This window comes from Aurantimonas sp. 22II-16-19i (assembly GCF_002088275.1).
Lineage (GTDB): Bacteria > Pseudomonadota > Alphaproteobacteria > Rhizobiales > Rhizobiaceae > Jiella.
This window is the reverse complement of record NZ_AQQS01000001.1, coordinates 202,593-221,096: the sequence shown is the minus strand read 5'-3', so window position 1 is coordinate 221,096 and position 18,504 is coordinate 202,593. Positions and strand designations below refer to the sequence as shown.

15 protein-coding genes are annotated in these 18,504 nt (G+C 68.4%); 9 read left to right on the top strand and 6 right to left on the bottom strand.

Features of this window, described 5'->3' with window-relative positions; all coding sequences use genetic code 11:
• Nucleotides 1–34 precede the first annotated feature (34 nt).
• Entirely contained in the window at nucleotides 35–1,333 is a 1,299-nt protein-coding gene (locus ATO4_RS01045) for a TRAP transporter large permease (protein ID WP_083589533.1), read from the bottom strand.
• Nucleotides 1,334–1,399: 66 nt separating this feature from the next.
• A complete protein-coding gene (locus ATO4_RS01040; protein WP_348626441.1) occupies nucleotides 1,400–2,557 on the bottom strand; it encodes a CaiB/BaiF CoA-transferase family protein in 1,158 nt (385 codons plus the stop codon).
• Between the two features lie 188 nt (nucleotides 2,558–2,745).
• Between ATO4_RS01040 and ATO4_RS01035 the strand changes: the two genes are divergently transcribed.
• Nucleotides 2,746–3,420: a GntR family transcriptional regulator gene (locus ATO4_RS01035; RefSeq protein WP_245308499.1), complete on the top strand. Its 675-nt coding sequence runs from the start codon at nucleotides 2,746–2,748 to the stop codon at nucleotides 3,418–3,420.
• A 4-nt stretch (nucleotides 3,421–3,424) separates the two neighbouring features.
• Here ATO4_RS01035 and ATO4_RS01030 read toward each other — a convergent pair whose 3' ends face one another.
• The 4 genes from ATO4_RS01030 to ATO4_RS01015 form a co-directional block, all read right to left on the bottom strand.
• Nucleotides 3,425–4,699, bottom strand: a complete 1,275-nt coding sequence (locus tag ATO4_RS01030; RefSeq protein WP_083589531.1) for a TRAP transporter large permease — start codon at nucleotides 4,697–4,699, stop codon at nucleotides 3,425–3,427.
• Nucleotides 4,696–5,280, bottom strand: a complete 585-nt coding sequence (locus ATO4_RS01025) for a TRAP transporter small permease (protein WP_083589530.1) — start codon at nucleotides 5,278–5,280, stop codon at nucleotides 4,696–4,698. Before ATO4_RS01025 ends, ATO4_RS01030 begins: the two co-directional genes overlap by 4 nt.
• Before the next feature lie 13 nt (nucleotides 5,281–5,293).
• Entirely contained in the window at nucleotides 5,294–6,292 is a 999-nt protein-coding gene (gene dctP, locus ATO4_RS01020; protein WP_083589529.1) for a TRAP transporter substrate-binding protein DctP, read from the bottom strand.
• Nucleotides 6,293–6,408: 116 nt separating this feature from the next.
• Complete coding sequence (locus tag ATO4_RS01015; RefSeq protein ID WP_083589528.1) at nucleotides 6,409–7,122, bottom strand: GntR family transcriptional regulator; 714 nt, start codon at nucleotides 7,120–7,122, stop codon at nucleotides 6,409–6,411.
• Between the two features lie 134 nt (nucleotides 7,123–7,256).
• On the opposite strand from ATO4_RS01015, the gene ATO4_RS01010 reads away from it, so the two are divergent.
• The 8 genes from ATO4_RS01010 to ATO4_RS00975 all read left to right on the top strand — a co-directional run bounded on the left by ATO4_RS01010 (nucleotide 7,257) and on the right by ATO4_RS00975 (nucleotide 18,503).
• Entirely contained in the window at nucleotides 7,257–8,123 is an 867-nt protein-coding gene (locus ATO4_RS01010; protein ID WP_245308523.1) for an isocitrate lyase/PEP mutase family protein, read from the top strand.
• Nucleotides 8,124–8,378: 255 nt separating this feature from the next.
• Nucleotides 8,379–9,911 (top strand): bifunctional aminoglycoside phosphotransferase/ATP-binding protein, encoded by a 1,533-nt coding sequence (locus tag ATO4_RS01005; RefSeq protein WP_245308498.1) that lies wholly within the window; start codon nucleotides 8,379–8,381, stop codon nucleotides 9,909–9,911.
• Nucleotides 9,912–10,241: 330 nt separating this feature from the next.
• The gene (locus ATO4_RS01000; protein WP_139802177.1) at nucleotides 10,242–12,656 is read left to right on the top strand and encodes a phosphoketolase family protein; all 2,415 of its coding nucleotides are present in this window, start codon (nucleotides 10,242–10,244) and stop codon (nucleotides 12,654–12,656) included.
• Between the two features lie 29 nt (nucleotides 12,657–12,685).
• A complete protein-coding gene (locus ATO4_RS00995; RefSeq protein WP_083589526.1) occupies nucleotides 12,686–13,870 on the top strand; it encodes an acetate/propionate family kinase in 1,185 nt (394 codons plus the stop codon).
• Between the two features lie 200 nt (nucleotides 13,871–14,070).
• Nucleotides 14,071–15,702, top strand: a complete 1,632-nt coding sequence (locus ATO4_RS00990) for an ABC transporter ATP-binding protein (protein ID WP_083589815.1) — start codon at nucleotides 14,071–14,073, stop codon at nucleotides 15,700–15,702.
• A 260-nt stretch (nucleotides 15,703–15,962) separates the two neighbouring features.
• Nucleotides 15,963–16,469, top strand: a complete 507-nt coding sequence (locus tag ATO4_RS00985; RefSeq protein ID WP_083589814.1) for a MarR family transcriptional regulator — start codon at nucleotides 15,963–15,965, stop codon at nucleotides 16,467–16,469.
• A 4-nt stretch (nucleotides 16,470–16,473) separates the two neighbouring features.
• Nucleotides 16,474–17,169, top strand: coding sequence for an SDR family NAD(P)-dependent oxidoreductase (locus ATO4_RS00980; RefSeq protein ID WP_083589525.1), 696 nt, complete (start codon nucleotides 16,474–16,476; stop codon nucleotides 17,167–17,169).
• Nucleotides 17,170–17,171: 2 nt separating this feature from the next.
• Entirely contained in the window at nucleotides 17,172–18,503 is a 1,332-nt protein-coding gene (locus tag ATO4_RS00975; protein WP_083589524.1) for an FAD-binding oxidoreductase, read from the top strand.
• The last annotated feature ends 1 nt before the right edge of the window (nucleotide 18,504 follow it).

The following is an 18,504-nucleotide window of genomic DNA, read 5'->3' as shown; positions in this document are numbered from 1 at the left end:
CACGTCACGAGATTGGTCATGTCGCCCAATCGGATCACTTCACGAGATTGGGCAGCCACAGGCTGATCGCCGGGAACAGCACGAAGATCGCCAGCATCAGGAACTGAATGACCACGAAGGGCACGACCGAGCGGATGATCTCCTCGATCTTCAGCATCGGCGCGACCGCCTTGAGCGTATAGAGATTGAGGCCGACCGGCGGGGTGATCACGGCGATCTCGAGGTTCATCACGAGGATGATCCCGAACCAGAGCGGGTCGTAGCCGAGAGCGGTGATCAGCGGCAGGAGGATCGGCGTCGTCACCACGATCAGCGAGACGGCGTCGACCAGCATGCCGAGCGCCACGAGGGCGAGCATGATCAGCATCAGGATCGCCTCGGGCGGCAGGTCCGTGCCGATGAGAAGGCCGGTGATCGTGTCCGGCACGCGCACGAGATTGAGATAGTCGCCGAAGATCCGGGCGCAGCCCATGATGATCAGGATGGCGCCGGAGATCCGGGCGCTGGAGGCGATGACCGCCGCGATGCCCTTCAGGTCGAGGCAGCGGAAGATCCCGACGGCCACGATGAAGGCGCCGACGGCGCCGAAGGCCGCCGCCTCGCTCGGCGTCGCGATGCCCGAATAGATCGCGCCGAGGACGAGGACGATCAGAAGGACGGCGTGCCAGATGCCGCCGATCGCCTTCATCCGGTCCTTCCAGGAATAGGCGATCTGCTCGCCCATCGGCGCCTCGGCCGGATTGAACAGCGCGCGGAAATAGATGTAGACGCAGAGCGCCAGTGCGAGGGCGACGCCCGGCACGATGCCGCCGATGAAGAGGTCGGCGACGGAGACCGAGGAAACCGCGCCGTAGATGATCAGCGGCACGCTCGGCGGGATCAGCATGGCGAGGGCGCCCGAGCTGACGACGCTGCCGGCGGCGAGCGTGCGCGAATAGCCCCGGTCGAGCATCTGCGGAACGGCGATGGAGCCGACCGCGGCGACGCCGGCGATCGAGACGCCGCTGACCGCGCCGAACACCGCCGAGGCGCCGACGGTGGCGATGGCGAGGCCGCCGCGCAGCCATTGCAGCCAGATCACGGCGGCCTTGAAGAGATTGGCGCCGACCGGCGTCGCGGCGAGGAAGTTGCCCATCAGGACGAACAGCGGCAGGGCCAGCAATTCGAAACTGTTGAGCTGGCCGAAGAGCGAGGTCGGGCCGAAGAAGAAGGCCATGGACCCGCGCGTCATGTAGAGCCCGGTCAGGCCCGCCGCGCCGAGGGCGAGGAAGATCGGCGCGCCGATGGCGATCAGCGCCAGCATCACGACGACGACGATGACGGGCTCGATCATCGGGCAGCCTCCAGAGCCGCAGCCGTCATGGCGGTAGCCGTCAGGGTCAGGGGGATCGCGGCGCGGTCAGACGACATGGGCGGCCCTCAGGGCGGCGATCGCTTCGGAGTCGTAGCCGAGCCATTCCGTCAGGACGGCGTCGGTGTGCTCGCCGAGCTTCGGGCCGGTGCGCTCGACGCCGCCCGGCGAGGCGGACAGCTTGGGAAAGACGTTCTGCATGGCGAGCGGTCCGATCTCGGGGTCGGTGACGCGGGTGATCGCCTCGCGGGCCTTGAAGTGCTCGTCGCGCAGCATGTCCGGCGCCTTGTAGGTGAGGCCGGCCGGGACGCCCGCTTCGGCGAGCTGCGCGACGATGTCGTCCGCGGCGAGGCCCGAGGTCCATTCGGCGACGACGGCGTCGCATTCGGCCTGGTTGCGCCCGCGCGCCTGATGGTTGGCGAAGCGCTCGTCGTCGGCGAGCTCGGGTCGGCCCATGACGGCCGTGAGGCGTCGGAACAGGCTGTCCTGATTGCCGCCGATGATGACGGTCTCGCCGTCCTTGGTCGGATAGGCGTTGGAGGGGGCGATGCCGGGCAGGAAGCTGCCGGAGCGCTCGCGCACATGTCCGCCGCCGTCATATTCGGAAATGACGCTCTCCATCACCGAGAGCACGGCCTCGAAGATCGAGGCGTCGACCATCTGGCCCTCGCCGGTGCGCTGGCGGTGCTGCAGGGCGAGGAGCGCGCCCTGGAAGCCGCTCTGGCCGGCCAGCGTGTCGCCGATGGAGATGCCGGCGCGCACCGGCGGCCGGTCGGGATAGCCGGCGATGTAGCGCATGCCGCCCATCGCCTCGCAGACCGAGGCGAAGCCCGCCCGGTTCGCATAGGGGCCGGTCTGGCCGAAACCGGTGACGCGCACCATGATCAAAGCGGGATTGATGGCCTTCAACGCCTCGTAGCCGAGGCCCCATTCCTCCATCCGCCCGACCCGGAAATTCTCGACCAGGATGTCGGTGCTGGCGGCGAGCTGGCGCACGATGTCCTGTGCCTCGGGTTTCCTGAGGTCCAGGGTGATCGACTTCTTGCCGCGCGCGATCACCGGCCACCAGAGCGGCCTGCCTTCGGCGTCCGTGCGGCCCCACTGGCGCATGGAATCACCGGTCTTCGGCGGCTCGATCTTGACGACCTCGGCGCCGAAATCAGCGAGGAGCTGGCCGCAGAACGGCCCGGCGATCAGCTGTCCCATCTCCAGGACGCGAAGACCCGCAAGCGGTTTCAATGTATTCCTCCCTTTCGGGGCGTTCCCGCGCCCCGTGCACCATCTCCCCTGGTGCATCGTCTCTCAGGATGAGTGAAGCCCATTGTATCCCATTCGTCAACAGAGCTACGATCAACCCTGAAAAAGATCTCGAACTTGTATCCAATGAGGCTCGAATGACATCCACGGCGCGCGAAAAGCCGGGCCTGCGAATGGCCGACCGGGTGTATGAGGCGATCCGCCGGGAGATCCTCGACGGCCGCCTGGCGCCGGGTGAGAAGATCACCGAAGCGGTGCTGGCGGAGCGCTTCGAAGCGAGCCGCACGCCGGTGCGTTCGGCCATCGTGCGGCTGGCCGGCGACGGCTTCGTCGACATGACGCCGCGATCGGGAACCGTGGTGAAGCGGCGGACGCCGAACGAGGTGTCCGACATCTACGAGGTGCGGGCGCTGCTCGAAAGCGCCGCGGCGGGGCTCGCGGCCGGCCGGTGCGACGCGCGGGACCTGGGTGAGCTGCAGGCGATCCAGGGCGAGATGGAGGCGGCGACGGCGGGATACTGGCAGGCCGAGGACGAGGTGGTGGAGAAGGTCTCCACCCTCAACCAGGCCTTCCACCAGAAGATCCTCGAGGCCTCGCGCAATGCGACGCTTGCCGACTCCGCGGCGCGGCTGATGAACATCGGCTTCCTGATCAACACCTATGCCCGCTTCTCCCGCCCCGAGATCGAGCGCAGCCTGTTCGAGCACCGGCAGTTGATCGCGGCGCTCACATCGCGCGATCCGGCCTGGGCGGAGGCGGTGATGCGGGCGCATATCCTCGGTGCCCGCAACAGCCTCGCGGCGGAGAGCTGAGCCGTCACAGATTGTCGGGCATGAAGCTGACGATGATCGGGAACAGCCAGATCAGATAGAGCGCCACGAACATCAGGCCGATGAAGGGCAGGACGCCGCGCACCACCGTGCCGAGATTGGTTCGCGCCACAGCCTGGATGACGAAGAGGTTCAGGCCGACGGGCGGGGTGATCAGCGCCACCTCGATCAGGATGACGAAATACATCGCGAACCAGATCGGATCGATGCCGAGGGCGAGCACCGTCGGAAACAGCACCGGCATCATGATCAAGAGCATCGACAGGCTTTCGAGGAAGAGCCCGATGAAGAGGAGGATCAGCCCGACGATCAAAAGGAACACCGTCACGCTCTGCACCTGGGTGTCGAAGAGCTGGGAGATCTGGGCCGGCACCTGATAGAGCGTCACCGCCTTGCCGAAGATCTTGGCGCCGATGACGATGAGGAAGAGCACGATCGTGGTGGTCACCGTCTCCCGGACTGCCGACACGAAACCGTGCCAGCTCAGCGACCGCAGCAGACCGGCGGTGATCAGGAGGGCGACGACCGCGCCGACCGCCGAGGCCTCGGTCGGGGTGAAGGCGCCGGCATAGATGCCGCCGATCATCAGAAAGGCGAGGCCGCCGGTCGGCAGGGCCCGGATGCTGGTGCGCCTGCGATCGTCCCAGCTCGCCTTGGGCGAAGGCACGTATTCGCTGGAGAAGAACGAGTAGGCGATCGCGTAGAGGGTGAAGAGAACCAGCAGCAGGATGCCGGGCCCGATGCCGGCGAGGAACAGCTTGCCGATGCTCTCCTCGGTGATGACGCCATAGACGATCAAAGGGATCGACGGCGGGATCAGGATGCCGAGCGTGCCGCCGGCGGCGAGCAGGCCGAGGGTGAAGGACTTGCCGTAGCCCCGCGACGTCATTTCCGGCACGGCGACGGTCGCAACGGTCGCCGCGGTCGCGACCGACGAGCCGGAAATCGCCGAGAAGATGCCGCAGGAGGCGATCGCAGCGATGCCGAGCCCGCCCGGCCAGTGGCCGACCCAGCTCTGCAAGGCGTCGAAGAGGTCCTTGCCGACCCCGCCCTTCAGGAGGATGTTCGACATCAGCAGGAACAACGGCACCGACAGGAGGATGAAATTGTCGATCGCCCCGTGCAGGTTCTGCGCCACCATCACCAGCGGCAGCCCCTTCAGGAACAGCATCACCGTGCCGAGGCCGGCGAGCGCGAAGGCCACCGGCAGGCCGCTGAAGAGCAGCAGCAGCAGCGCGGCGACGACCAGAACGAGGGTCATTTTGTCAGCGATCCATCGGGGGCGGGCGCATGTTCGCCGGAGGGGGAGAATTCCGGCGCCGGGCGGAAGGGCAGGCGGATGAGGTCGGCCACGGCCTGGATGCCGAGAAGGGCGAAGCCGATCACCACCGGCAGTTCGGAGATCCAGTTCGGCATTTCCAGCATGGTCGGCTGACGCCGGCCGAGGCGGATGGAATCCTCCACCGTATGCCAGCCATAGACCACCGCGATGATCGAGAAGGCGAGGATGACCAGCAGCGTGAAGGCCTCCGCGGCTCGCCTCACCCCGGGGCCGGTGAGGGCCAGGAGGGCGGTAATCCGGATCATCTGGCGATTGCGCAGGACATAGGCCATGCCGAGATAGGTGAACCAGACCTGGCAGGTGATCGCCACGTCCTGCGCCCAGATCGTCGGCGCATTGAAGACGTAGCGCAGCGCCACGTCCATGAAGAGCATCAGGGCGATGGCGATGACGAGGCCGTCGCCGAGGAGCGCGCAGGCCGAGCCGATCCTGTCGATCGCCTTCAGGATCGGATTGTCGTTTGCCGCGCCGGAGCGCGCGGTCCCGTCATGCCGTGTCATCGTGCGTCGGGGCTCAGCGCAATGCCTTGACCTGGTCAACGAGTTCCTTGCCGACCTCGCCGGCCGACTGGATGTAGGCGTCGACGGCGGGGGCGGCGGCTTCCTGCCAGACGGCGATCTGTTCCGGCGTGAGGTTCTGGACCTTCATCTCGGTGTTCTCGGCGATGTATTTTTCCGAGGCGAGGTTCTCGTCCTTGGTCTCGGCGCGCATCTTCTCCTCGGCCTTGAGCGCGGCCTCCTGCATCCAGCCCTTCTCCTTGTCGCTCATGGCGTCGAAGGTCGCGTCGTTCATGACGACGAGGAACTCCGTCTGGGCGTGGTTGGTGATCGTCACCCAGTCCATGGTCTCGTCGAGCTTGCGCGACTGGATCGCGGTCGTTCCGGTCATCCCGACGTCGACGGTGCCGCGCTGATAGGCGAGGAACTGTTCCGAGCCGCCGATCTTCACGGGCACGCCGCCGACGGCGTTGATGAAGTCGCCGGAGGGCTTGCCGAGGACGCGGACCTTCTTACCCTTCATGTCGTCGGGGGTGATCATCGGCACCTCCTTGGACAGGAGCTGCACGGGGCCGTAGTCCTGCCACCACATGACGCGGGTGCCGGTCTGGCGGATCAGCTCGTCGAGCTTCTGGCGGACCGGGCTGTCGGGGCCGGCGGCCTTGGCGAGGCTCTCATAGTCCGGAAACATGAAGGCGACCGAGAACAGGCCCGTCGCCGGGACGGTCGCGGCATATTCGTCGATCAGCACGAGGCCCATGTCGATGGCGCCGGAGGCGACCGCCTGGGGCACTTCGCTGCCCTTGTAGAGCTGGGCGGAATCGTAGATCTCGACCTTGATCTCGCCGCCGGAGATCTTTTCCACCTCGTCCTTGAAGTAGACGATGTTCTGCCCGACCGGATGGTTGGTCGGCACCTGCAGCGACAGGCGCAAGGTCCGCTCGGCGTAGGAGTGGACGGTGGACGCGGCGAGAGCCGCGACGGCGATCAGCGCCGTCTTCGACCAGTGTTTCATGATGTTCCTCCCAATCGGACTGTTCGAACCCTCGGCGGCAGCCTCGTGCCGCCAAGGGTTCACGCCCCTCCCAGAGCGCAAAGCCAGCAAACGATAGTATACAATTTTCCGCCGTGTCAATCTTGCGTGTCTTCGGCCAGGGCGCCGAAAAGGCCGGTGTCGCGCAGGGCGGCGCGGTATCCGGCATGGATGTGCGAGCGCATCACGGCGCCGGCCCAGTCGGCGTCGCCGGCCTGCATCGCCTGGATCAGTTCGCGGTGGTGGCCCATGGAGCGCGCGATCTCGTCGGCCGTGTAGCTGCGGTAGGTGCGCAGCACGACGGGGGCGGAGGTGAGGTTGGCGAGGAGCGGCGCCAGGCGGGGATTGTCGGCCGCCTCGATGATGATCGCGTGGAAGGCCTGGTTCAGCGGCGTCAGCCGATCGCGGCGCCGGGGCTCGCCGACATGGTCCGCGGCGACCTCCTCCATCTGGTCGCAGAGGGACGACAGCGCCGCCATCGCCGGCGATCCGATGCGGCTGGCGGCCCGCCGGGCGGCGTAGCTTTCGAGCTCCACCCGCAGGTCGAAGGCGGCCTCGACGTCCTTCGCGGTGAAGGCCTTCACCCGGCAGCCGGCATTGGCGACGTAGTCGAGGAACCCCTCGTTCGATAGGCGTCGCAGGGCATCGCGGACGGGGGTCCGGCTGACCCCGATCATGGCGGCGAGATCGGCCTCGAGAAGCCGCGTGCCGGCCGGCCATTCGTCCCGCAGCAGGCGGTCCCGGATGGCGGCATAGGCGATCTCGCCGGCATGGCCGTGGAGCTTGCGCCTGTCGTCGTCGTCACCCGGCATGTGTCGCCACGTCCTGCTCGTCGAACCGCCGTTTTGGCAAGATTGTGTACAATATGGCCCTGTGATATGCCGCGCAAGTTCGGTTGAAGAGGAGGTCGAGGATGGTCGGACAAGCGATTGGCGAAAGACGTCGGGTGTTGCGGGCGCGGATCGAGGGGGGCGGGATCGTCTCGGCCCCGGGGGTCTTCGAGATGATCTCCGCCAAGATCGCCGACCGCATGGGCTTCGACTGCCTCTACATGACCGGCTACGGCGCGGTCGGCTCCTATCTCGGCCTGCCGGACGCCGGCCTTGCGACCTACACCGACATGCTGTCGCGGGCATCGGCCATCGCGGCGGGGACCCGGACTCCGCTGATCGCCGACGGCGACACCGGCTATGGCGGGCTTCTCAACGTCGCCCACACCGTGCGGGGCTACGAGGCGGCGGGCATTGCCGGCATCCAGCTCGAGGACCAGGAATTCCCCAAGAAATGCGGCCACACGCCGAACCGGCGGGTGATCGCCCTGAGGGACATGGCGGCCAAGATCGAGGTCGCGGTCGATGCCCGCACCGACCCGAACTTCCTCATCGTCGCGCGCACCGACGCCCTGACCTCGAAGGGAATCGACGAGGCGCTGGAGCGGGCGAAAGCCTATGCCAAGGCCGGGGCGGACCTGATCTTCGTCGAGGCCCCGGAGACCGTCGACCAGATGAAGCGCATCTGCGACACGATCGACAAGCCGCTGGTCGCCAACATGGTCGAGGGCGGCAAGACGCCGGTCCTGCCGGCGAAGGAACTGGAGGCGCTCGGCTACGCCCTGTCGATCCATCCCTCGGCGGGCTTCCTCGCCATGGCGAAGGCGGTGGAGGAGTCCTACCGAGCCATTCTGGACGCCGGCTCGACGGAGCCGGTGGCGGACAGGCTCTACGACTTTCCGGCCTTCAGCGAGTTGATGGGGTTCCGCCAGGTCTGGGACTTCGAGGAGCGCTACGCAGACAAGGCTGGCAAGGCCAGCTGATCCGGCCGGCGCTGCGGGCCCCGGCATTCGTGGGCATCTGCCGGGCCGGGTGAGTGGTTCCGGCGAGTGGCCGCCGGCTGTCCGTCAGGGGCTCGCTGCCGGCGGAGGCCGATCGCGCGGGCCGGCGGACGATTGCAGCGGGCGCGTCCGGCGCGCCTCTCGTGGAAATCGACGCGCCCGGCCTTGATTATCCCGGCGCCGCCGCTCCCATGGCGCAGCATGACGTTCGCGTCGCCGTTTCGAGGGAGCCGCACCATGACCGACATGCCGGACGAGGCGGTCGTCCGTCTCCTCAAGACCGAATGCTTCGGCGGGATCGATCCGCAGGCGATCGAGACGGTCCGCACGCACATCTCGCTCCTCCTTCTCGGCGGCGAGACGGCGTTGAAGCTGAAACGGCCGGTCACGCTTCCCTATGTGGACTTCTCCCGCGCCGAGACGCGCCTCGTGGTCTGCGAGCGCGAAGTGGAGCTGAACCGCCGCACGGCGCCCATGCTCTATCGCGGTGTCCATCGCATCACCCGGCAGGATGACGGCACCCTCGCGATCGACGGGCCCGGCGACCTCGTCGACGCCGTCGTTGCGATGCGCCGCTTCGACGAGGATTCGCTTCTCGACCGGCAGGCGGAGGCGGGAGAGCTGACGGCGTCGCTCGTCGAGCGGCTCGGTGCCGTCATCGCGGCTTTCCACCGGGACCTTCCGGCGGCCGAGACGTCCGGCGGCGCGGCGCGGATGGCGGGCGTGCTCGACGTCAACGAGGCCGCGCTGGCGACGACGGCGGTGTTCGAGCGGGATGCGGTGGAGGAGTTCAACGGGCGGTTTCGCGAAGAACTCGCGCGCCTCGCGCCGCTGCTCGACCGCCGGGCCGAGGCCGGTTTTGTGCGGCGAGGCCACGGCGATCTCCACCTTCGCAACATCTGCGTCGTCGACGGCGAACCGGTGCCGTTCGACTGCCTCGAATTCAGCGAGGAACTGGGCACGACGGATGTCCTCTACGATCTCGCCTTCCTTTTGATGGATCTCTGGCATCGCGGGCTCGAGGACTTCGCCAATCTGGCGATGAACCGCTATCTGGATGTCACCGGCGACGAGGCGGGGCTGCCGGTGCTGCCCTTCTTCATGGCCGTGAGGGCGGCGGTGCGGGCGCATGTCGGCGCCACCGCCGCGAGCGGCGGCGGCCCGGAGGCGGACGAGCAGCGCGCGTCGGCACGGCGATATTTCGACCTCGCCCTCGATCTCCTGCACCCCGCCGAGCCGCGCCTCGTCGCCGTCGGCGGGCTGTCCGGCTCCGGCAAGTCGACAGTGGCCAAAGCCATCGCCGCCCGTGTCGGCCCGCCACCCGGCGCCCGGACGATCTCCAGCGACCGGATCCGCAAGCGGTCCTTCGGGGTGTCGCCGGAGACGCGGCTTCCCGCGGACGCCTACCGGCCGAAGGTGACGCAGGCGGTCTATCGCAGTCTCGCCGAGGCGAGCGGCGCCGTCCTCGCCCTCGGGCACGGCGTCGTCGCCGACGCCACCTTCGAGCGCGAGGGCGAGCGGGCGCACATCGAGGCCGTGGCAGGGCAGGCCGATACGGGGTTCCTCGGCCTGTGGCTCGACGTTCCCGCCGCCGAACTCATCCGCCGCGTCGCCGCCCGGACGGGCGATCCCTCCGACGCGACGCCCGACGTGGTCGAGCGCCAGCTGGAGCGGGACCACGGTGCGATCGGCTGGACGGCGGTCGACGGCTCCGGCCCGCCGGAGACGGTGGCGCGACGCGCGCGGGAGATCGTCGCCGCTTCGCGGTGAGAAGGGATGCTCGCGGGTCGAAGCGGCTGGGCCCGGCGCCGAACCTCCAAACCTCCATCCCGCATTCTGCGGGCGCGGGCGAAGGATCGCCGCAGCGCTCGTTTCCCCGCGCCGATCCGCGCGGCCTCATGGAGTCCGCCGGCCGGCGAACCTTGGGCCTTGATCCGGGTCAATGCGCCGGCCGCGACGCCCTGAGACAAGGGCTGCGAGAGCGGCTTGCTTGGCCCCGACCGGATTTCTTTCGGCCTGGCGGGTGAAGCTTGACCGCCCTGCCACAGGTTCCGACTGGAACCGGCAGTCGAAACGGCCAGCGCCAAGGAGCCGCCGATCATGAACGTGACGAGCCCAACCAAACCATCGCGACCGGCCCCGTCGACGGACGAGCTGGCACTGATCGACCGCTACTGGCGGGCCGCCAATTACCTCTCGGTCGGGCAGATCTATCTCCTGGACAACCCGCTCCTGCGCGAGCCGCTGCAGGCAGAGCACGTCAAGCCGCGGCTCCTCGGCCACTGGGGAACGACGCCGGGGCTCAACTTCGTCTATGCCCATCTCAACCGGGTGATCAAGGCGCGCGACGCCTCGGTGCTCTATGTCTGCGGGCCGGGCCATGGCGGGCCGGGAATGGTGGCCAACACCTATCTCGAGGGCACCTACAGCGAGACCTATCCGGACATCTCCGAGGACGCCGAGGGCATGCGGAAGCTGTTCCGGCAGTTCTCCTTTCCCGGCGGCATTCCGAGCCACGCGGCGCCCGAGACGCCGGGCTCGATCCACGAGGGCGGCGAACTCGGCTATGCCCTCGTCCATGCCTTCGGGGCGGCCTTCGACAATCCGGACCTCGTCGTCGCCTGCGTCGTCGGCGACGGCGAGGCGGAGACCGGCGCGCTGGCCGCGTCGTGGCATTCCAACAAATTCCTCAATCCCGCCCGCGACGGCGCAGTGCTGCCGATCCTGCATCTCAACGGCTACAAAATTGCCAATCCGACGGTGCTCGCAAGGATCAGCGACGAGGAGCTGAAGAGCCTCTTCGTCGGCTACGGCTACGAGCCGATCATGGTCGAGGGCGAGGATCCCGGGCCGATGCACCGCCAGATGGCCGCGGCTCTCGACGAAGCCTTTGACAAGATCTCGGCGATCCAGGCCGAGCACCGCTCCGGCCGGGCGACGGCGCGGCCGCGCTGGCCGATGATCGTGCTGCGCAGCCCCAAGGGCTGGACCGGCCCGAAGGAGGTCGACGGCAAGAAGGTCGAAGGCTTCTGGCGCGCCCATCAGGTGCCGGTCTCCAACGCCCGTGGCGACGAGGCCCATCGCGCCATCCTGGAAGCGTGGATGCGCAGCTACCGGCCGGAGGATCTCTTCGACGAGACCGGGCGGCTGCGGCCGGAACTGGCAGCCCTCGCACCGGAAGGTGAGCTGCGCATGGGCGCCAATCCGCAGGCCAATGGCGGGCTGCTGCGCCAGGAGCTGAAGCTGCCGGCGATCGACGGCCACGGCGTCGACGTGCCCGAGCCCGGCAAGACCATCGCCGAGGCGACGCGGGCCCTCGGCCACTATCTGGAGGACGTCTTCAAGCTCAACGCCGAAGCCCGCAACTTCCGCATCGTCGGTCCCGACGAGACGGCCTCGAACCGGCTCGACCCGGTGTTCGGCACGACCGACCGGGTGTGGATGGACGCGATCGAGCCCTACGACGTGTCGCTGTCGCAGGATGGCCGGGTGATGGAGGTGCTCAGCGAGCACCTCTGCCAGGGCTGGCTGGAGGGCTACCTCCTCACCGGCCGGCACGGCTTCTTCTCCTGCTACGAGGCCTTCATCCACATCGTCGATTCGATGTTCAACCAGCATGCCAAGTGGCTGAAGGTGACGCGGCAGCTGGAGTGGCGGGCGCCGATCGCGTCGCTGAACTACCTCCTGACGTCCCATGTCTGGCGGCAGGACCACAACGGCTTCAGCCATCAGGATCCGGGCTTCGTCGACCATGTCGCCAACAAGCGGGCGGACGTGGTGCGCATCTATTTCCCGCCCGACGCCAACTCCCTGCTCTGGGTGGCCGACCATTGCCTCGCCACCTACGACCGCGTCAACGTCATCGTCGCGGGCAAGCAGCCGGCGCCGCAATGGCTGACCATCGAGGAGGCGAAGGCGCACTGCGCCGCCGGCGCCGGAACCTTCGACTGGGCGGGAACGGCGGCGCCCGGCGAGGAGCCGGACGTGGTTCTCGCCTGTGCCGGCGACGTGCCGACGCTGGAAGCCATCGCGGCGGCGGGGCTCTTGCGCGATCTCCTGCCAGAGGTGAAGACGCGGCTCGTCAACGTCGTCGACCTGATGGCCCTGCAGGCGCCGGAACACCATCCGCACGGCCTCGAAGACGCGCGGTTCGACGCCCTGTTCACGACCGACAAGCCGGTGGTGTTCGCCTATCACGGCTATCCGATGCTGATCCACCGCATGACCTACAAGCGGACCAACCACCGCAACATCCATGTGCGCGGCTACCAGGAAGAAGGCACGACGACGACGCCCTTCGACATGGTGGTGATGAACGAGCTCGACCGGTTCCACCTGGCACTGGAGGCGATCCACCGGCTGCCGGACCTCGGCGAGGCCGGCCGGGCGGCGGTGGCGCGGCTCAACGAGCGCCTCGACGAGCACCGCACCTACATCCGCGAGCATGGCGAGGATCTTCCCGACATCCGCGACTGGAGCTGGCCCTACGGCTCCGCATCGCGGACAGGCGACTGAGGCCGCGTGCCGGGCCCGGAGGAGCGATCGTGACGAAGGCCGTCCTGGCGCTGAATGCCGGTTCGTCGAGCATCAAGTTCGCCCTCTACGAGGCGGCCGGCGCGGGTGATCTCAGGCGCGTCGCCAAGGGATCTGTCGACGATACCGGGGAGGCGCCGGCGCTCTCCCTATCGGACCGGGACGAGCCGCTCCGCATCGATCCGGGCGCGTCCGGCGAGCGTCGCCTGGAACAGCTCTTCGCCGCGCTGTTCGAGGCGGTCGAGGAGCGGCTCGGCGGCCGCGAGCTCGTCGCCGTCGGGCACCGGATCGTCCATGGCGGCATGGTGTTCAGCGAGCCGGCGGTGATCGACGACGCCGTCCTGTCCGCCCTCGAAGGGTTGACGCCGCTGGCGCCGCTGCACCAGCCGCGCGGGCTGGAGCCGGTCCACGAGATGCGGGCGATGCGGCCGGAGCTTCTCCAGGTGGCCTGCTTCGACACCGCCTTCCACCACCATCTGGAGCCGCCGGTCAGCCGCTACGCCATTCCGCGCCGTTTCGAAGCGGAGGGCGTGCGAAAATACGGCTTCCACGGGTTGTCCTACGAGTTCGTCGCCGGCCGGCTGGCGGAGGTTGCACCGGAGCTTTGCAGCTCGCGGGTGGTCGTCGCCCATCTCGGCAACGGGGCCAGCCTCTGCGCCATGCGGGACGGCCGGAGCGTCGACACGACGATGGGCTTTTCGGCGCTGGACGGGCTGGTGATGGGCACGCGCTCGGGTGCGATCGATCCGGGCGTCCTCCTCTATCTCCAGAGCGTCCATGGCCTCGATGCGGGGGAACTCGAGGATCTCCTCTACCATCGCTCGGGGCTCCTCGGCGTCTCCGGCATTTCCGGCGACGTGCGCACGCTGTCGCAGAGCGGGGATCCACGTGCGAAGGAGGCCCTCGATCTCTTCGCCTTCCGCGCCTCCCGCGAGACGGCGGCGATGGCGAACAGCCTGGAAGGCCTCGACGCACTCGTCTTCACCGGCGGCATCGGCGAACACTCGCCGCTGATGCGGGCGGCGATCTGCGCCCGGCTCGCCTGGCTGGGGGTCGAGATCGACGGGGATGCGAACGCCCGCGGCGAGGCGTGCGTCAGCGCCGGGAACAGCCGGGTGAGGGTGCTGGTCGTGCCGACCGACGAGGAGCAGGTGATCGCCCGCCACACGCTGCGGCGGATCGTGGCCCGCGCCTGACGGCGCTTCACGGTCCGGCGCGGGTGCGGCTGGCCGCCTGATCGCCGCGATCGACGGCAGGTTGCCCATGCTGCGCGAGACGGTGATCGGGCGCCCCGGGAGGCGCCGCTGCGCCTCGATCCGTGCCCGGCTGGTACGGAAATTGCGTTTTCGTCCTCGACCGGCAACAATCCGCCGGAAGCGAGAGATTGGAGAGCGCGATGTCCGAAGCCAGAACCACCCTCGAACCGCTGCTCCAGGTCGAAAAGCTGACCGTCTCTCTGCCGGCGGGCATGGACCGGGGCTTTGCCGTCGAGGACGTGTCCTTCGACCTCGCCGCTGGCGAGATCTTGTGCATCGTGGGCGAATCCGGTTCGGGCAAGTCGGTCACCGCCAACGCCATCATGGGTCTCCTGCCGGACGCGCTGACGGTCACCGGCGGCAGGATCATGCTGCGCGGCATGGACCTTCTGGCGGCACCCGCGGCAAAGCTGCGGGACCTGCGGGGGCGGATCGTCTCGATCGTCTTCCAGGATCCCTTGTCGGCGCTGAACCCCTTGATGAGGATCGGCGACCAGATCGCCGAGGTGATCGAGGCGCACAAGCTCGCCGGGACCATCGATCCGCAGGCCCGCGTCATCGAGCTCCTTACCGAGGTCGGGCTTCCCGATCCCGAGATCATCCGCACGCAGTATCCGTTCCGGCTCTCGGGCGGCCAGCGCCAGCGGGTGATGATCGCCATGGCGCTGGCGCTCGAGCCGGCGGTGCTGATCGCCGACGAGCCGACCACCGCCCTCGACGTGACCACCCAGGCGCAGATCCTCGACCTCATCCGCACCATCCAGCGCAAGCAGGGCATGGGGGTGATGTTCATCACCCACGACTTCGGCGTCGTCGCCGAGATCGCCGACCGGGTGATCGTCATGGAGAAGGGCCGGCTGGTGGAGGAGGGCACGGCGGCGGAGGTCCTCGGCACCCCGGCCCACGCCTACACCCGGCGTCTCATCGCCGCGGTGCCGCGCATGAGCGAGGCCGAGGCGCTGGCCGCCAGCGAGGCGCCCGTCGTCATCGCCGCGAGCGGGCTGAAGAAGACCTTCCGGCTGCCCGGCGGCTTCCTCCGCCCGCCCCGCGTCGTCAGGGCGGTCGACGACGTCAGCCTGACCGTCCGCAAGGGCGAGACCGTCGGCATCGTCGGCGAATCCGGCTCGGGCAAGTCGACGCTCGGCCGCCTGTTGATGAAGATCCTCGACGCCGACGGCGGCTCGATCACCTTCAACGGCCAGGAGGTCGCGGGCATGCCGGAGGCCGAATTCCGCCGGCACCGCCCGCTGATCCAGATGGTGTTTCAGGATCCGTTCGCCTCGCTCAATCCGCGCCAGACGGTCGGCCGCATCCTGACGGCGGGGCCGATGGCCCACGGCACAAGCTACCGTGAGGCGAAGGCGCGGGCCCACCGGCTGCTGTCCCGGGTCGGGCTCGATCCGTCGGCCTTCGAGCGCTATCCTCACGAGTTCTCCGGCGGCCAGCGCCAGCGCGTCGGCATCGCACGCGCCCTGATGTTCGATCCGCAGTTGATCATCGCCGACGAGGCGGTGTCGGCCCTCGACGTGTCCGTCCAGGCGCAGATCCTCGATCTCCTCGCCGAGGTCCAGGACGAGATGAAGCTCGCGATGATCTTCATCACCCACGACCTGCGCATCGCCAGCCGCATCTGCGACGAGGTCGTCGTCATGCAGAACGGCCGCATGGTCGAGGCGGGCCCGCCGGCGCAGGTCTTCCGGGAGCCCCGGCACGACTACACCCGCACCCTCGTCGCCGCCATTCCGGGGGCGCGCTGGGAGGCCGCGGCCTGACCGCAGCCGCTTCCGGCGACCGTCGCGACTTGCTCCATGCCGGCCGAACGAGCCGCACAACCAGGGGGCGACAAGCCGCCGGCGGCACGGCGTCGCTTCGCAACGCACAATCAATAGGCAAATTGCGAAACGCCGCTTATCGCGGCAAGATTGATTGACATCGTCCACCACATTTTCGATAGTCAGCCGCGAAGACGATTGATGCCGAGGCCGACATGCAGTCGGGATCGACGTTCCCTCCCATGCTTCGGAGCCGCGACATGACGGCTGGAGAAAGCGGTTCGAAGACGGCGGTGACGCGGGTCGAAGATGTCGATCTCGGCGTCCTCGACGACACGCTGAGCTTCTTCATCCGCTCTCTGAACCTCGCCGTCACCCGCGACCTCGATGCCCGCCTCGGCGGGATGGAGGTGGCGCGGGGCACCGGCAAGATCACCGCGCTCTTCCTTATCGGTCGCCATCCCGGCATCCGCCCGTCGATCATCGCCAGCGCGGCGATGAAGGATCGCTCGGCCATGGCGCGGATCCTCGACGACATGCACAGGCACGGCCTCATCCGCCGCGAGACCGGCCGCGGCGAGGACGGCCGGGTGCAGGCCCTCTACCTGACCGACAAGGGCGAGACACTGGCGGCCGAGGTCAAGGCGATCGTCCGTCAGTCCCGCGACTTCTTCCACGACATGTCGGACGAGGAATACGCTCAGGTGATCGATCTTCTGCGCGGCATCTACTGGCGCGTGGTCAAGAGCAGGCAGGCGAGGGGATGATGGCGTGAGACAGGGGCCGGTAGCGTTGATCTCGGGAGCGAGCCGCGGCATCGGGCAGGCGGTCGCCAGGCGCCTCTCGCGGGACGGCTGGAGCCTCTCCCTCGGGATGCGCCAACCGGCCATGCTCCAAGGGGTCGATCCCGAACGAACGCATCTTTGTGCCTATGACGCGGTGGCCGGAGGCGAGGCGGCATGGGTGGCGCAGGCCGTGGAGCGCTTCGGCCGCATCGACGCGGTCGTCGCCAATGCCGGTCTGATGATCCCGAAATCGGTCATCGAGGCGGAGGACGAAGACCTCGACGCGATGCTGGCCGTCAACGTCAAGGCGCCCCGCCGGCTGGCGAAGGCCGCATTCGAACCGCTGGCCGCCAGCGGCCGCGGCCGGGTCATCATCCTCGCCTCGCTGTCGGGCAAGCGGGTGAAGTCCGACAAGTCCGGCCTCTACTCCATGACCAAGTTCGCCGCAGTGGCTCTCGCCCACGGCATCCGCCAGGCGGGGTTTGACCGCGGCATCCGCGCCACCGCCGTCTGCCCGGGCTTCGTCGCCACCGACATGGCCCGCGCGATCACCGATCGGGAACCCGGGGCGATGACCGACCCGGACGAACTCGCCGACATCATCGCCATGCTGATCGGCCTTTCCAATACGGCGAGCGTCGCCGAATTCGCCGTGAACTGCCAGCTCGAGGAGCAATACTGACAATGCCCGGCCCCTTCGTAACCCCCGTCCACGGCGATCTCGAACTGCCGGAAGCCGTCGACGTCGTCGTCATCGGCGGCGGCATCATCGGTGTATCGACCGCCCTCGAACTCGCCGAGCGCGGCGTCAGCGTCGCCCTCTGCGAAAAGGGCGGCATCGGCCAGGAGCAGTCGAGCCGCAACTGGGGCTGGGTGCGCATCTCCCGCCGCGACCCGCGCGAGGTGCCGCTGATGGCCGAGGCCCTGCGCCTGTGGAAGGACATCGACCGGCGCACCGGCCGTGCCACCGGCTATACGCGGTCCGGCATCGTCTTCACCTGCGAGAGCGACAGGGACGTCGAGAACTACACACGCTGGATCCGCCACCTGGAGCCGTGGCAGATCGAGTCGCGGATGCTGAGCCCGGACGAGTTCAAGGCGATGTATCCGGAGGCCCAGTTCGCCGTGAAGGGTGCGCTCTACACTCCCGCCGACGGGCGTGCCGAGCCGCAGATCGCCGCCCCGGCGATCGCCGAGGCGGCCCGCGACAGGGGCGCGGCGATCCTGACCGAATGCGCCGTGCGCGGCATCGAGACCAGCGGTGGCCGGGTGTCGGGGGTCGTCACCGAGCGCGGGCGGATCGCCTGCTCCTCCGTGGTGCTGGCCGGCGGCGCCTGGTCGAACCTCTTCTGCGGGCTCTACGGCCTCGACCTGCCGCAACTGACGGTGCTCGCCTCGGTCCTGCGCACCAAGCCGCTGGAGGGCGGCCCCGACCAGGCGATCTGGGCGAAGGGCTTCGCCTGCCGCAAGCGCAAGGATGGCGGCTACACCATCGCCTGCGGCCACGAGAACGTCGTCGACATCGTGCCGAACTCCTTCCGCTATGCCCGGCGCTTCCTGCCGGCGCTGCGCGAGGACTGGAACTCGCTGAATTTCCGGCTTTCCTCGCGCTTCCTCGAGGAGGCGCGGACGCCGAAAAAATGGTCGCTCGACGAAGCGAGCCCCTTCGAATACTGCCGCGTGCTCGATCCCAAGCCCGAAAAGCGCATGACGCAGAAGGCGCTGACCGAACTCGCCCGCGCCTTCCCGGCCTTTGCAAAGGCCGAGGTCGACCAGCACTGGGGCGGCCGGATCGACGTGACGCCGGACGCCATTCCGGTCATCTCGGCGATCGACCAGATCCCCGGCTTCCACGTCGCCACCGGCTTTTCCGGCCACGGCTTCGGCATCGGGCCGGGCGCGGGTCGGCTGATGGCCGACATCGTCACGAACCGCACGCCGGTCGTCGATCCGCATGAATTCCGCTTCTCCCGCTTCACCGACGGATCGACGGTGCGACCGGACAGCGGCTTTTGAC

Excerpts from the sequence above, each read along its gene's own strand:
- ATO4_RS01045 (WP_083589533.1), bottom strand. The coding sequence starts at position 1,333 with ATGATCGAGCCCGTCATCGTCGTCGTCGTGATGCTGGCGCTGATCGCC.
- ATO4_RS01040 (WP_348626441.1), bottom strand. The coding sequence starts at position 2,557 with ATGGGACAGCTGATCGCCGGGCCGTTCTGCGGCCAGCTCCTCGCTGAT.
- ATO4_RS01035 (WP_245308499.1), top strand. The coding sequence starts at position 2,746 with ATGACATCCACGGCGCGCGAAAAGCCGGGCCTGCGAATGGCCGACCGG.
- ATO4_RS01030 (WP_083589531.1), bottom strand. The coding sequence starts at position 4,699 with ATGACCCTCGTTCTGGTCGTCGCCGCGCTGCTGCTGCTGCTCTTCAGC.
- ATO4_RS01025 (WP_083589530.1), bottom strand. The coding sequence starts at position 5,280 with ATGACACGGCATGACGGGACCGCGCGCTCCGGCGCGGCAAACGACAAT.
- dctP (WP_083589529.1), bottom strand. The coding sequence starts at position 6,292 with ATGAAACACTGGTCGAAGACGGCGCTGATCGCCGTCGCGGCTCTCGCC.
- ATO4_RS01015 (WP_083589528.1), bottom strand. The coding sequence starts at position 7,122 with ATGCCGGGTGACGACGACGACAGGCGCAAGCTCCACGGCCATGCCGGC.
- ATO4_RS01005 (WP_245308498.1), top strand. The coding sequence starts at position 8,379 with ATGACCGACATGCCGGACGAGGCGGTCGTCCGTCTCCTCAAGACCGAA.
- ATO4_RS01000 (WP_139802177.1), top strand. The coding sequence starts at position 10,242 with ATGAACGTGACGAGCCCAACCAAACCATCGCGACCGGCCCCGTCGACG.
- ATO4_RS00990 (WP_083589815.1), top strand. The coding sequence starts at position 14,071 with ATGTCCGAAGCCAGAACCACCCTCGAACCGCTGCTCCAGGTCGAAAAG.
- ATO4_RS00985 (WP_083589814.1), top strand. The coding sequence starts at position 15,963 with ATGACGGCTGGAGAAAGCGGTTCGAAGACGGCGGTGACGCGGGTCGAA.
- ATO4_RS00975 (WP_083589524.1), top strand. The coding sequence starts at position 17,172 with ATGCCCGGCCCCTTCGTAACCCCCGTCCACGGCGATCTCGAACTGCCG.